Source organism: Thermoactinomyces mirandus, assembly GCF_013868055.1.
Lineage (GTDB): Bacteria > Bacillota > Bacilli > Thermoactinomycetales > Thermoactinomycetaceae > Thermoactinomyces > Thermoactinomyces mirandus.
This window is the reverse complement of record NZ_JACEOL010000029.1, coordinates 1-12,894: the sequence shown is the minus strand read 5'-3', so window position 1 is coordinate 12,894 and position 12,894 is coordinate 1. Positions and strand designations below refer to the sequence as shown.

General features: G+C 44.9%; 14 protein-coding genes. 11 read left to right on the top strand and 3 right to left on the bottom strand.

Translation table 11 applies throughout. The features are described from left to right. Positions 1-66: 66 nt before the first annotated feature. From H2C83_RS08510 to H2C83_RS08495, 4 genes are all read left to right on the top strand, one after another. A complete protein-coding gene (locus H2C83_RS08510; RefSeq protein ID WP_181739738.1) occupies positions 67-795 on the top strand; it encodes a DnaD domain-containing protein in 729 nt (242 codons plus the stop codon). A 216-nt stretch (positions 796-1,011) separates the two neighbouring features. Further along, positions 1,012-1,923, top strand: a complete 912-nt coding sequence (murQ, locus tag H2C83_RS08505; RefSeq protein WP_181739736.1) for an N-acetylmuramic acid 6-phosphate etherase — start codon at positions 1,012-1,014, stop codon at positions 1,921-1,923. 13 nt (positions 1,924-1,936) lie between these two features. After that, complete coding sequence (locus H2C83_RS08500; protein ID WP_181739734.1) at positions 1,937-2,791, top strand: MurR/RpiR family transcriptional regulator; 855 nt, start codon at positions 1,937-1,939, stop codon at positions 2,789-2,791. Between the two features lie 25 nt (positions 2,792-2,816). Beyond that, complete coding sequence (locus H2C83_RS08495) at positions 2,817-4,184, top strand: PTS transporter subunit EIIC (RefSeq protein ID WP_181739732.1); 1,368 nt, start codon at positions 2,817-2,819, stop codon at positions 4,182-4,184. Between the two features lie 321 nt (positions 4,185-4,505). Here the strand turns inward: H2C83_RS08495 and H2C83_RS08490 are convergent, their stop codons facing one another. Further along, positions 4,506-4,712, bottom strand: coding sequence for a DUF1657 domain-containing protein (locus H2C83_RS08490; protein ID WP_181739730.1), 207 nt, complete (start codon positions 4,710-4,712; stop codon positions 4,506-4,508). A 108-nt stretch (positions 4,713-4,820) separates the two neighbouring features. Between H2C83_RS08490 and H2C83_RS08485 the strand changes: the two genes are divergently transcribed. From H2C83_RS08485 to brnQ, 3 genes are all read left to right on the top strand, one after another. Then, complete coding sequence (locus tag H2C83_RS08485) at positions 4,821-5,681, top strand: DUF421 domain-containing protein (protein ID WP_181739728.1); 861 nt, start codon at positions 4,821-4,823, stop codon at positions 5,679-5,681. A 112-nt stretch (positions 5,682-5,793) separates the two neighbouring features. Continuing rightward, on the top strand, positions 5,794-6,957 hold the full coding sequence (locus H2C83_RS08480; protein WP_181739726.1) for an iron-containing alcohol dehydrogenase: 1,164 nt from the start codon (positions 5,794-5,796) through the stop codon (positions 6,955-6,957). A 550-nt stretch (positions 6,958-7,507) separates the two neighbouring features. Then, positions 7,508-8,848: a branched-chain amino acid transport system II carrier protein gene (brnQ, locus tag H2C83_RS08475; RefSeq protein WP_181739724.1), complete on the top strand. Its 1,341-nt coding sequence runs from the start codon at positions 7,508-7,510 to the stop codon at positions 8,846-8,848. Positions 8,849-8,905: 57 nt separating this feature from the next. On the opposite strand, the gene H2C83_RS08470 is transcribed toward brnQ, so the two are convergent. Further along, on the bottom strand, positions 8,906-10,288 hold the full coding sequence (locus H2C83_RS08470) for a UDP-N-acetylmuramoyl-tripeptide--D-alanyl-D-alanine ligase (RefSeq protein WP_181739722.1): 1,383 nt from the start codon (positions 10,286-10,288) through the stop codon (positions 8,906-8,908). Between the two features lie 447 nt (positions 10,289-10,735). Between H2C83_RS08470 and H2C83_RS08465 the strand changes: the two genes are divergently transcribed. From H2C83_RS08465 to H2C83_RS08450, 4 genes are all read left to right on the top strand, one after another. Continuing rightward, positions 10,736-11,407 carry a response regulator transcription factor gene (locus H2C83_RS08465; protein WP_181739720.1) on the top strand — a complete coding sequence of 224 codons (672 nt, stop codon included), beginning with the start codon at positions 10,736-10,738 and terminating at the stop codon, positions 11,405-11,407. Continuing rightward, positions 11,391-11,645, top strand: a complete 255-nt coding sequence (locus H2C83_RS18540; protein ID WP_181739718.1) for a hypothetical protein — start codon at positions 11,391-11,393, stop codon at positions 11,643-11,645. The genes H2C83_RS08465 and H2C83_RS18540 overlap by 17 nt, the downstream gene beginning before the upstream one ends. Positions 11,646-11,654: 9 nt before the next feature. After that, positions 11,655-11,792 (top strand): hypothetical protein, encoded by a 138-nt coding sequence (locus H2C83_RS08455; protein WP_181739716.1) that lies wholly within the window; start codon positions 11,655-11,657, stop codon positions 11,790-11,792. 167 nt (positions 11,793-11,959) lie between these two features. Beyond that, a complete protein-coding gene (locus H2C83_RS08450; RefSeq protein ID WP_181739713.1) occupies positions 11,960-12,655 on the top strand; it encodes a hypothetical protein in 696 nt (231 codons plus the stop codon). Positions 12,656-12,687: 32 nt separating this feature from the next. Here H2C83_RS08450 and H2C83_RS17340 read toward each other — a convergent pair. Further along, a partial coding sequence (locus H2C83_RS17340) for a hypothetical protein (RefSeq protein ID WP_220184077.1) occupies positions 12,688-12,894 on the bottom strand: 207 nt, incomplete at its 5' end.

The window sequence follows — 12,894 nt, the reverse complement described above, 5'->3', positions numbered from 1 at the left end:
AATTTTTTATCGGTTTGCGACAATATGATCGTGTTATAGTAGAGTTGACAAGAGAGGTGGAAGAGCATGAACCAGAAAGAATCGGTGCAGACGGCCATGGTTCATCTCCTAAAACAGGGATCGGTGTCTTTGCCAGTCCTTTTGATCAAGGAATATAAACAATTGGGGTTAACGGAAGCGGAAGTCATGTTGCTGATCCATCTGTTCATGTTTCAGGAAAAGGAGAACAAAACTTTTCCTACAGTCGCTGAACTGGAGCAGCGGATGAATCTGACACAGGATCAGATTGTCGGTTTGATCCAACATTTGGTAACAGGAGGATTTTTGCGAATTGAGGATGAGGTAAACGAATATGGGATCAGAAGCGAAAGCTATAATTTGTCGCCTCTCTTTCAGCAATTGGTTTCATCGTTTATTGAACGGGAGCAGAAGGAAGCAAAACAGGACACCGAAATTTATCAGCAAGTTTTCCAAATGTTTGAGCAGGAATTTGGACGAGCATTGTCTCCCATGGAATGCCAGATGCTGGCACAATGGATCGATGAAGACGGATATTCACAAGAATTGATTGAAGCGGCTTTGCGGGAAGCAGTCTTTTGCAGCAAACTGAACTTTCGTTATATCGACAGGATTTTGTTTGAATGGCAAAAAAACAATATTCGCACATCGGATGAGGCAGCGGAGTATTCGCGCAAATTCAGACAAAAAGGAAGTCTGTACCAGACAAATATCCGGGAGAAAACGGCACTGGGCGGAAGCGGCTTTTCCTTTTATAACTGGGTAAATCATGAATAACGGAGGAAATCATTTTTATGCATATCATCTGAAAATGTTTGTGTTGCCAGGCTTGCGGAAGAATTATTTTCTTCCGCTTTTTTGTTTTTTCAGTAGTCATTTTGCCGCTTTTGAAATGTTGTTTCGTTCTTTTTTTTATATATTGAAATAATATTTCAAATCCGGTATAATTAAAAGCGCATACAAATGCCGTTGTTTGTTTTGGAGGATTGAGACATGGGTGAAGAACTTCGTTCATTGATGACAGAGACCAGAAATGACCGCAGCAAGCAGATTGATGTCCTTGACACGCTGGAGATTTTAGAATTGATCAATGAGGAAGATCAAAAAGTGGCTCTGGCAGTTCAGAAGGTGCTTCCGGACATCAAGGTTGCCGTCGATTTTGTTTCACAATCCATTATAGAGGGAGGACGATTGATCTATGTTGGTGCCGGAACGAGCGGACGGCTCGGTGTGCTTGACGCGGTAGAATGCCCGCCGACTTTCAGCACTCCGCCAGAGCTGGTACAAGGACTGATTGCCGGCGGGGAAAAAGCTTTTACCAAGGCCGTCGAAGGTGCAGAAGACCGGGAAGATCTGGGGGAAAAGGATTTGAGGGAGATTCATCTGACAGACCAAGATACCGTGATTGGCATTGCGGCAAGCGGCAGAACTCCGTATGTTCTGGGAGCACTTAAATACGCCCGCAAGGTTGGTGCAAAAGCGGTTGCCCTTTCCTGCAACAAGGATGCCTTGATCAGCCGGGTAGCCGATCATGCCATTGAAGTGATTGCAGGACCGGAAGTTTTAACCGGTTCCACCCGCATGAAGGCCGGAACCGCCCAGAAGATGGTGCTCAACATGATTTCCACCACAGCGATGATCCGGCTGGGGAAAGTGTATGAAAACTTGATGGTTGATGTCCATATCAGCAACTATAAATTGAAGAAACGGGCAATCAGCATTATTCAAACCATTACGGGGCTAACGGAAAACGAAGCGGAAGAATTGCTGCAAAGGGCAAACAATGAAGTAAAAACAGCGATCTTCATGCATATTTCCGGTTTGGATTACAGCGAGGCAAAAGAGTTACTTGAACGAGCCAAAGGTCACGTTCGCGAAGCCATAGCACTCAGTTGCCCTTTGTAGACAGGAGAGACAGATGTCTACTGGGGGGCTTCATCGTTTGAAATCGATGCGGAATCAATTGTCGGCTTCGGAGCGAAAGATTGCTGAATTTATTCTGGCTCATCCCCGGGAAGCAATTCATATGACGGCTGCCGAATTGGGAAAGCGCACACAAACCAGCGGAGCGTCTGTGGTTCGTCTAAGCAAATCGCTGCAATTGGATGGATTTCAAGACTTAAAGATGAAAATCGCTGGTGATCTGGCAAAACCGGTTGACCAGGGTTACCGGGATATCAAGCCGGAAGAACCGATTGACCTGATTATCCGGAAAATTACCAGCAATACGATCCAAAGTTTGCGTGATACGGCGGAAATCATCGATTGCAGGGAATTGGGGAAAGCGGTACAGATTTTATTGCAAGCGAAAAATGTGCATTTTTTCGGGATTGGGGCTTCGCACATCATTGCCTTGGATGCCCAACAGAAATGGCTTCGGATCAATCGGGGAGCCACTGCCTTTTCCGATACCCATCTGGTTGCCACGCAAATTGCCAATGCAGAACCCAGCGATATCGTGTTTGCAATCTCTTTTTCCGGAGAAACCCCTGAAGTAGTTAAGATTTTGCGTTTGGCCAAAATGTACGGTGTCAGGACCATCAGTCTGACAAAATATGGACCATCTTCCGTGGCCAATCTGGCGGAAACCAGGCTGTATACTTCCTTTTCCATGGAAGCGACGTTTAGAAGCGGAGCAACGTCTTCAAGAATTGCGCAACTCCACATCATTGATATTTTATTTTTGGCGATGGCAAGCGCACAGTACGATAAAATTGTCGAATTGCTGGATAAAACCAGAAAAGCGACACGCTGGCTGAAAGACAACAATTGACAGCCCGTTAGTGAGGAGGATTAATATGGGAAAAAACCATAAACTAATGGCCGAAAAGATTATGGAGCAATTGGGAGGACCATCCAATATTGCTTCCTTTGCCCATTGCATGACGCGCCTTCGCGTCAGACCAAAAAATGAAAGCCTTGTCAACAAGGACAAACTGAAAGAAATCGATGGCGTGATGGGAGTTGTTGAAGAAGAAACGCTGCAGATTATTTTGGGCCCCGGTACTGTGAACAAGGTATCGGAGGAATTTGGAAAACTGCTGGGTGACAGCGGTAATGATGAGTTTGATTTAAAAGAAGAGGCCAAGCAAAGAAAGGCTCAACTCAAAGAAAAAAATGCCACACCGTTTAAACTGTTTTTGCGAAAAATCGCCAGTATTTTTATCCCCCTGATTCCTGCTCTGGTAGCTTCCGGACTGATTACGGGGATTACCAAAAGTATAGTTCAGGCAGGCTGGCTTCCTGAAACTTCTCAGGTTGCCACCTTATTGTCAGTGATAGGATCGGGGCTGTTTGCCTATCTTGGAATTCTGGTAGGGATCAATTCAGCAAAAGAATTTGGCGGATCGCCAGCGCTTGGCGGACTGGCAGGAATTTTGGTCATCAACCCGGAAGTGGCCAATATTACCTTGTTTGGAGAAAATTTGCTGCCGGGCCGCGGCGGATTGATTGGTGTCATGTTTGCTGCGATTTTTATTGCCTATTTGGAAAAACGGATTCGCCGTTATGTTCCAGCATCTCTTGATATCATTGTAACCCCCACACTGGCGCTCTTGATTACAGGAATCATCACTTACGTTGTATTTATGCCGATCGGCGGGATTATTTCTGACGGGATTACGCAAGGGTTGCTGTACCTTCTGGATCTGGGAGGAGTAGTGGCCGGTTTTGTATTGGGAGCCACTTTCCTGCCTCTTGTCGTTACCGGTTTGCACCAGGGTTTGACTCCTATTCACCTGGAACTGATCAATACCATCGGGAACGATCCGCTTCTGCCCATTTTGGCCATGGGTGGAGCCGGACAAGTAGGAGCAGCTTTTGCCATCTACATGAAAACGAAAAAAAGACATCTTAAAAGAGCGGTTGGAGGAGCATTGCCAGCCGGTTTGCTCGGGATTGGCGAACCTCTCATTTTCGGGGTGACTCTGCCGCTGGGAAGACCATTTTTGACCGCCTGCCTGGGGGCCGGAGTAGGCGGAGCTTTTCAAGCCGTATTTAAAGTGGCAACCATTGCTATTGGTGTTTCCGGATTGCCATTGACCTTTCTGGTTCTGCCGAGTCAGATCTTCCTGTATCTGATTGGATTGGCCATTTCCTATGCAGCCGGATTTTTGTTCACGTATTGGTTTGGATTTAAAGATGATATGGCCAGAGGATTTGAGTAAACCCGAAATTTCACAACGATAAAAAGTTAATAGGAATGGAAGCGGTATTGTTATGTATTTAGATGAAACGATACCGCTTTTTTATATATAAATTAGATTATTTTCTTTGCAGAAAATCATCGCGATTAAGCTGGAAATTTCGTATCAGCTTTGGCATGGACTGATTATCGGGGAAGGAAAATGGCTTGCGCGTTTCCAGGGAAGCAGAAAAAACAGGGCTTGACCTGAGCAAACCTGGAAGTGTCAGTTACCCCCAGGTTCCGGCCAGGGCAGTGGTAAGGGTCAACTGATAGATTTATTGACCGGTTGACAATCATAAGACTAATATCCTTTGTATTGCGGTTCCTCACGCTCCAATGTTTGTAATCTTTGTTCAATCCGGTCTATAATGCGTAATGTTGTGTCTGAAGCCTTTTTGAAGGTGTCTTTAGCGTGCGGATGGCCGGTTTCAATGGACAATTGTTTTAATGAGGCCTGCGCACTTTTAAGCGAAGCCAGACATTTTTTTACATTGGTTGCAACAGTCATTGTTCAAACCTCCTTCCTTTTTTTCTTCATGTATAGATGAACGGTTCTTTCCAAATACTACACGTGATATTTACACATGTTATTACCATTTGCAAAAGGGAGATTTTTATGAGCTGGTATGGAGTTGTAATCAAGACAATTTTTACGGTACTCCTGTTATTGGCGATTACAAGGCTTCTGGGCAAAAGACAGATTACCCAGCTATCCCTTTTTGAATATATTACAGGGATTACTTTGGGGAGCATCGCTGCCTATATCCCGTTAGAAGCGGAGAAAACAGCCTGGTATCTGGGGGCCCTTTCCCTGCTGGTGTGGGTAACGATGGCAATCGGGATTGAGTATTTGCAAATCAAGAGTAAAAAGATCAGGGATTTGTTGGATGGAAAGGAAACCGTTTTGATCAAAGAGGGAAAAATACTGGAGGATAATTTGAAAAAAGAACGGATTACAATTGATGAATTGGTGTCCCAACTGCGCAAACAAAATGTTTTCAGACTGGCGGATGTTGAGTTTGCCATCATGGAACCGGACGGTTCTGTCAATGTGATGTTAAAAAAGGAGCGCCAGCCGATCACGGCTAAAATGTTGGATATATCGGTAGCTCAAGAGCGCGAGCCGGAAATCGTCGTCATGGACGGGAATATCCAGGATGAATCATTGTTCCGTCTGGGCAAGAATCGGAAATGGCTGAATGAGGAATTGGAAAAGCAAGGGGTGGCTATCGAAAATGTGTTTATGGCACAGGTTGATTCCTATGGAGATCTGTATCTGGATCTTTATGACGATCAACTGCAGCAGCCGGAGGCACAAGATCGCCCCCAATTATTGGCAACTCTGAAAAAATGTGAAGCTGATTTGGAAATGTTCGGGTTGTCTACAGAAGATGAAGAAGCCAAAAAAATGTATCTGGAATCAGCGCAGGAACTGGATCAGATTATTCGCGAAGTAAAGCCGTATTTAACGCAATGAAACCGGGGGCATAACACCTCCCGGTTTCATTTCCGGAAGATATTTCATATTGTGTTTATTTTATAATATAATTGAACTTGGATAGATTTTTAAAAAAAAGAGGTGCTGATTGTTGCATACATTTACGTTTCATAATCCGACCAAACTTATCTTCGGCAAAGGAACCATATCAGCTTTAAAAGATGAAGTCCCCCGTTTTGGAAAAAAAGTACTGCTGGTTTACGGGGGAGGAAGTATCAAAAGAAACGGTATTTATGATAAAACAATGAAAATTTTAAATGAATTGGGAGCCGAAGTTTTGGAACTTTCCGGAGTTGAACCCAATCCACGCCTGTTGACCGTCCACAAAGGGGTCGAACTGTGCAAACAGGAAAACGTGGAATTCCTGCTTGCCGTCGGTGGAGGAAGCGTAATCGACGCTACCAAGGCAATTGCTGCCGGGGCCCGATTTGATGGAGACGTTTGGGAGATTATTACCAAAAAGGAGACCCCCAAAGATGCGTTGCCTTTTGGTACGGTCCTGACATTGGCTGCAACCGGTTCAGAGATGAATCCAACGTCAGTCATCACCAATTGGGATACCCGGGAAAAACTGGGCTGGGGTCACCCGCTGGTATTTCCGAAGTTTTCGATCCTGGACCCCGTACATACTTTCACTGTACCCAGGGATCAGACTGTTAACGGAATCGTGGACATCATGGCCCACTCGTTGGAGCATTACTTCAGCCCGGCCCCCAACGTTCCGTATAACGAACGGATGGTGGAAGGTCTGCTGTTGACGGTGATGGAGACAGCGCCAAAACTGCTGCAGGATCTGCAAAACTATGAAGCGCGGGAAACAATTCTGTTTTGTGGAACCATGGCCCTGAATGGAGTTGTGAACATGGGTATGGCCGGAGATTGGGCAACTCATGGGATCGAGCATGCCGTATCGGCCATGTATGATATCCCGCATGGCGGCGGCCTCGCAATTTTATTTCCAAACTGGATTCGTTATAACCTGGATGTGACAACACCCAAAATGAAACAATTGGCAATTCGTGTTTTTGGTGTCAGTCCAGAAGGAAAATCCGATCGGGAAATTGCAGAGGAAGGAATTGACAGGTTGCGTGAGTTTTGGAATTCATTGGGCGCTCCAAGCCGGTTGGCCGATTATGGCATCGATGATTCAAAACTTGATTTGATGGCGGAAATAGCGGTTTCAGCCCGTTCGTTGGGCAATATCAAAAAACTTGACAAAGAAGATGTATATGAGATCTATAAAATGTCACTGTAATGAAAAAGCCGGAAAAGTGCCGGCTTTTTCGTTGTGAAAAATACGCCATTTGACAGATTGTGATTGTTTTTTTATAATTTCATTATAATGTCAACTTGTAATCTGTATAAAATGAATATACTGAAAATGCACAAAGTAACCGAAGAGTTGGGAGGTAGCTATTAAAGTTAAGTCCGCCGAAATGTGTAAAATTTTGAAACTCAACAGTTTTTATTTAGAACAATTCAAATTTTGAATATTCATGCTGTCAAAATGGAACCTGTTTGAAATAATTGCGCTTTTGGAATCCGGGATAGAGTGTCCGCGGATTTGTTCGTATTCTTAAGCGTTCTTAAGCGGTTGATATATCGCTTGCCACTTCCTGGCGGTTTTCAAAACGGTACTTCTGAAAAGTTGGAGTTGTTTAATGATCTGAAATATTTTTGAGTTTCCATTTACACACACTTTTGGACTTAATTCTGATCCTGTCGTGCATGAGGCAGAAGTTTTATTTATCTGTACTAGGATTCGCATTTCTTTAGCGGTATTTGCAAGAAGGAGGGAAACTCAAATGTCGAATAGTGTTCTAACAAATCGAAAAATTATTACGATCGGACTGATGCTGTTTTCACTATTCTTCGGTGCAGGGAACCTGATTTTTCCGCCGTTGTTGGGCCAGGAAGCAGGTAAACATGTTTTTATAGCGATGCTCGGCTTTTTTATCACAGGAATCGGATTGCCTTTACTGGCTGTCATAGCGGTCGGCTTGTCTGAAAACGGCTTGCAGTCGATGGCCAGTCGCGTTCATCCTTTATTTGGACTGATTCTTGGTTTAATGATTTATTTGTCGATTGGACCATTTTTTGGAATTCCGAGAACAGGAACGGTATCTTTTGAAATGGGCCTCTCTTTCCTGCCTGAGTCAATAACCAATCAAGTGTGGGCCTTGCCTGTTTTTACAATTGTTTATTTTTTGGTTACCTTTTGGTTTGGATTGAATCCGTCAAAATTGATTGACCGTATCGGTAAGATTTTGACGCCGTCTCTATTGCTTCTCATTGTTATTCTGTTTGTGCAGGGGCTATTGAATCCACTCGGAGATCTGGGGCAGCCGACAGGCGATTATGTCAACTCCGCTTTTTCCAGAGGTTTTATTGAAGGTTATCTGACCATGGATACGCTGGGAGCGTTGGTATTTGGAGGAATGGTTGTCGCCTCGATTCAGGGGTTTGGTGTTTCCGACCGTAAACAGGTGGCAACAACAACCTTTCGGGCCGGTTTGATCGCTGTCTCTCTGTTAGCCCTGGTTTATTTTGCACTCGCTTATTTGGGAGCAACCAGCCAACAGTATGGCATGATGGAAAATGGCGGTGAAATACTGACTCTGGTAGCTAACGTACTCTTCAGCAGTTATGGTACCCTGATTCTGGGAGGCGTCGTCGTGCTGGCTTGCCTGACGACTTCGATCGGCTTGTCTACCGCTGTTGCCCACTATCTGAACCAGGTTTTTCCACACCTGTCCTACAGGCAGTGGCTGTTGATCGTCATTCTGTTCAGCGCGGTGGTTGCCAATATTGGTTTGACCCAACTGATTGCCATTTCCGTACCTGTGCTGGGAATGCTTTATCCTGTCGCCATTGTCCTGATTCTGCTTTCCTCTATCGATCCCCTGTTCAAAGGGTATCGGGCAGTCTATGTCGGCGGTTTGGGCGGAGCCTTTCTGGTGAGCCTTTTGGAACTGGCCGTCAAGGAAAATCAATTTCTGGACAGCATCCTGTCATGGGTTCATTATATCCCGCTGTTCGATCATGGGATTGGCTGGCTGATCCCGGCCATCCTTGGCAGCTTCGTCGGATACGGAATTGAAGTTGCAATGGCAAAAAAAACGGCCCTGTCCCTGAAGGAACAGTAATAAAGCTGCTATATCAGGCAAACCGCCCCTTTTACAAAAGGGCGGTTTTGTTGTCTTTCAGCTGTTTCTCAGTTTTTTTACCAATCGTTCAAAATGAAGCGAGCGTGAGGCTTTAAAGTAGATCATCGCATGTTTGGGCGTTTTTGCCAGATAATATAGTGCCTGCTGGTAATTTTGGCAGGCAAAAACTTTTTTCCGGTTCATTCCGCTGGACACAGCTGCCTGGGCTATGATTTTTCCGCGCTGCCCCAATGTAATCAACTGGCTGATCCCCAGTTTGGAAACGTACCGGCCCACCTGTACATGAGCATAGTGCGAATAACTTCCCAGTTCGAGCATATCTCCCAGGACGGCAATGGAGGGACGGGAGCCGCTCACATTTTTAAGAACATTCAGTCCTGCTTTCATTGCGGTCGGATTGGCGTTCCAGGCATCGTTGATCAGGATGCGGCCGGATCGGCAGCGGATGAACTGCAGGCGCATTTTCGGCGCCCGAAAAGTAGCCAGCCCTTTTTGCATTTCTGCGATATTTGCCCCAAATGCCCAGGAAATGCCGATCGCCGTCAATGCATTGTAAACATTATGTGTGCCAAAGATCGGGATAAAAACAGGAAAAGACCGGCCATGAAGGATGGCGTCAAATCTCATCCCCTTGCTGCTGTAGCGGATATTTTTTGCCTGGACATGAGCGGGGTGGTGAATGCCAAAGGTGAATATTTTCCCTTGGAAGCGGTTGGTTCGCAGCCTGCGCGATCTTGCGTCATCCGCATTTAAAAGCAGGATTCCTCTCTTGCGAATGCCATCAACCAGTTCCTGCTTTGCTTTTACGATCAGATTCAAACCGCCCAGGCTCCCGGCGTGTGCTTCTCCCACATTGGTGACGGCTCCGATTTCCGGATAAACCACTTGGCATTGTTTGCGAATATTATTCAGGGATTTCATGCCCATTTCCAACAGGAGCAATTTTTCCCTGCCGGTCAAGCGGGTGAGATAAGAGGGCAGGAAGGAGTAAGTATTCAGATTGCCTTGTGTTTTGACCATCGGCCAGCGGTATTTTAAAATAGAAGCCACCATTTCGGTTGTGGTGGACTTGCCAGCGCTCCCTGTAATGGCAATCACTCTTGCGGGGCACTGTTTCCAGTTCCACAGGCCCGCTTTCCAAAAAGCCTCATAGGCATCTTTGACACGAATAATGGATGTACCCGCCGGAATATGCCGGGCCGAAATATGTGCGGGAATAACAACCGCTGTCGGCCGGATGCGCTGGATTGCTTTCAACTGCTTTTCATACCGGCATTTGCGTGTATAAAAATAGACCTGATGAGGCTTAAGTTGTTTTGGATTGCCAAAGTTCAGTGAATGAACAATTTTGGCCGGAGAACCTGTGATAAACCTGCCGCCAATCACTTGGGCTAGTTTTTTTAAAGAGATTGCTTTCATGCAAATATCCTCCCATGATCATCCCATGGACCCATGTGATTTATCTTATTCAGGCAGGAGAAAACTGGCATGGGTAAAAGCCCAGCGGGAAGAAATAAACAAGCTGTCCGAAAAAAATAAAGCGTGATGTTTTCCCGGTTTTTGGGCGAATTTATTTTATTTATTGTGTGTATGTGCAAAAATTGTACTGAGTTTCAAACTGTGTCAAGATAAAGATGTAATACAGATAAATATTGAGCTTGATGAAAAAGTGGCCGGGAGTAAATTCAGGAGTCTTTGTTCCGGTCGCTTCGCTTGATCAAAAGCTCCCATTCACTTCGCTTCACCCAGAGGGTACAGGCGAAATCTTTCTCTACCTGGGTTATCGAAATAGTGAAGGAGCAGAAATGAAACGACAATTTCAAAAATGCATAAGTTAAGTATTTTGAAATACAGTAAGGGATCAGCATGGCGACAATTCTGATCGTTGAAGATGATGCAAAGATACATCAATTGTTGAAGGCCCATATTGAAAAGTATGGACACAAGGCAGTGATTACCACAGATTTTTCACAAGTGTTACAGCGATTTAAACAGGTTTCCCCGGACTTGGTGTTATTGGATGTCAATCTGCCTAACTATGATGGTTTTTTTTGGTGTCGGCAAATCCGCTCGATATCGACTTGCCCCATTTTGTTCATATTTGCCCGTGAAGGAAAAATGGAGCAGGTTATGGCTTTGGAAAACGGTGCAGATGATTATATTACAAAGCTTTTTTACTATGAAGTGGTGATGGCCAAAATCAGGAGCAACCTGTGTCGGGCGTATGGAGCCTGTGCAAAACAGGGTGAGCGTGTTGTGAAAGTACAGGGCCTCTCCCTGTATCCCGAACGGTTGCAGTTGTTCTTGAATGAACAAAAAGTGACCTTAACTCATAAGGAAGCAATTTTGCTGGAAGCATTGATGGAGAATCACATGCGGATTGTAAGCCGCGACCGGCTGTTGGAAAAATTGTGGAGTGACCAGCATTTTATCGATGATAATACGTTAAATGTTTATGTGACCCGGGTTCGAAAAAAACTGGGCGAACTGGGGATTGAGAGCGCAATTGAAACGGTAAGGGGTGCGGGTTACATGTAATGAAGTTGGTCAGGTTGAAGCAACTTACAAACTGAAAGGAGAAAACGAAAAGATGTTAAAGGTCCATCACTTAAGTAAAATTTACCATGGAAAAGTTCCAACACGCGCCTTGACCAATATCAGTTTAACGATTGCAAAAGGAGAATTTGTGGGAATTATGGGGCCTTCCGGAAGTGGGATTTCGTTCCTGTTTGTATTGTATTCGATAGCAGGCGCGGTGCTGGCAATCAACAAATAGACGGAATACGTGTATAAAGAAGACCCGTTTGCGTTCAGTTGTTTTCCGCTGACGGATGCGACAGGCAAAACAGAGATGGCCAGGATTGACCAGGAATTGAAACGGGCAGGAATCAAGTATGAAAGGGTGGGTTTCAATCAGATCTGAGTCGGGATGAAAGGGTTTGATAATTATTTTATCCTGATGCAGCAGTCCGATTATGAACGATTAACAAAATACTTTCATTGCCACACGTTACCCTGCGAGCGGGGGAGGCTCTGTTGATTCATTCAAAGTTAGCGGAAAACAAATTACCGGATTTTACTGAATTAACTTTGGATGAACCAGAAGGCATCACATTCAAAAAGAAGGAGGAATTTACGAGGACCCTTTTTGGTAGAACCCATGTTGTGGTGATAAGTGATACCGACTATAAACAGGTAATGCAGAAGTTGCCACCTGTACAAACAGAAGAAAATTTCGGTTATCTGGTTCCAGACTGGTCCAATCAAACCGTTCCTGCGATGGATTCCCTGGAAGTCAAACTGGGAATGGAGTTGGACAGGAGTAATAAAGACCGGTTAAGAAACGGTAAAGTTGATGGTATAATTACTTCCCGCGCCAGCAATTACGTGAATTTGAAGCAGGTAACCAGTATCATGATCTTTATCGGCCTGTTTATCACGGTGATCTTTTCCGTGTTTACAGCCAGCTTCCTGTACTTCAAGCTGTTTAATGACTTGCAGCAGGATCAGCGCTATTATCACAGCCTGTCGAAAATGGGCCTCGGTGAAAAAGAAATGAAAAGAACGGCAACCATTCAGATTGCCCTGCTCTTTTATATCCCGCTTGTTTTTGCGGCACTTCAGACACTGATCGGCCTGTCTTCGTTCACGTCCATGTTCCATTTCACCAATAGTATGATGATGGTTAGTTTTATTGCCATCGGAGTGTTTATTATCCTGCAAACCATTTACTTTCTGGTTGTTCGGTCCCGTTTTCTGGCGCAGCTGAAACGGGTCATGGTATGAAGTTTCGCAGCTGGTGCTCGCATAACCGGAAATTAAGCGAAAAGCAATAAACAAAGCGCTATCTGGGTGCAGATAGCGCGAGCTTGATGACAAACCCCAAGCTTTTTCGCAAGAAAAGGGCTTGGGGTTGTATATTTCAGGGAGATAAACAAATGAAGGAAATTCAATTTATTAATTAGCCGGATCACAAGGCTTTTTCCTCTCTTCGAGAGGAGCAAAGCTAGTTTTTTAACATTTTG

Bases quoted from the DNA above. Each gene is read 5' to 3' on its own strand.
- H2C83_RS08510 (WP_181739738.1), top strand. From the start codon at position 67: ATGAACCAGAAAGAATCGGTGCAGACGGCCATGGTTCATCTCCTAAAA.
- murQ (WP_181739736.1), top strand. From the start codon at position 1,012: ATGGGTGAAGAACTTCGTTCATTGATGACAGAGACCAGAAATGACCGC.
- H2C83_RS08500 (WP_181739734.1), top strand. From the start codon at position 1,937: ATGTCTACTGGGGGGCTTCATCGTTTGAAATCGATGCGGAATCAATTG.
- H2C83_RS08495 (WP_181739732.1), top strand. From the start codon at position 2,817: ATGGGAAAAAACCATAAACTAATGGCCGAAAAGATTATGGAGCAATTG.
- H2C83_RS08490 (WP_181739730.1), bottom strand. From the start codon at position 4,712: ATGACTGTTGCAACCAATGTAAAAAAATGTCTGGCTTCGCTTAAAAGT.
- H2C83_RS08485 (WP_181739728.1), top strand. From the start codon at position 4,821: ATGAGCTGGTATGGAGTTGTAATCAAGACAATTTTTACGGTACTCCTG.
- brnQ (WP_181739724.1), top strand. From the start codon at position 7,508: ATGTCGAATAGTGTTCTAACAAATCGAAAAATTATTACGATCGGACTG.
- H2C83_RS08470 (WP_181739722.1), bottom strand. From the start codon at position 10,288: ATGAAAGCAATCTCTTTAAAAAAACTAGCCCAAGTGATTGGCGGCAGG.
- H2C83_RS08465 (WP_181739720.1), top strand. From the start codon at position 10,736: ATGGCGACAATTCTGATCGTTGAAGATGATGCAAAGATACATCAATTG.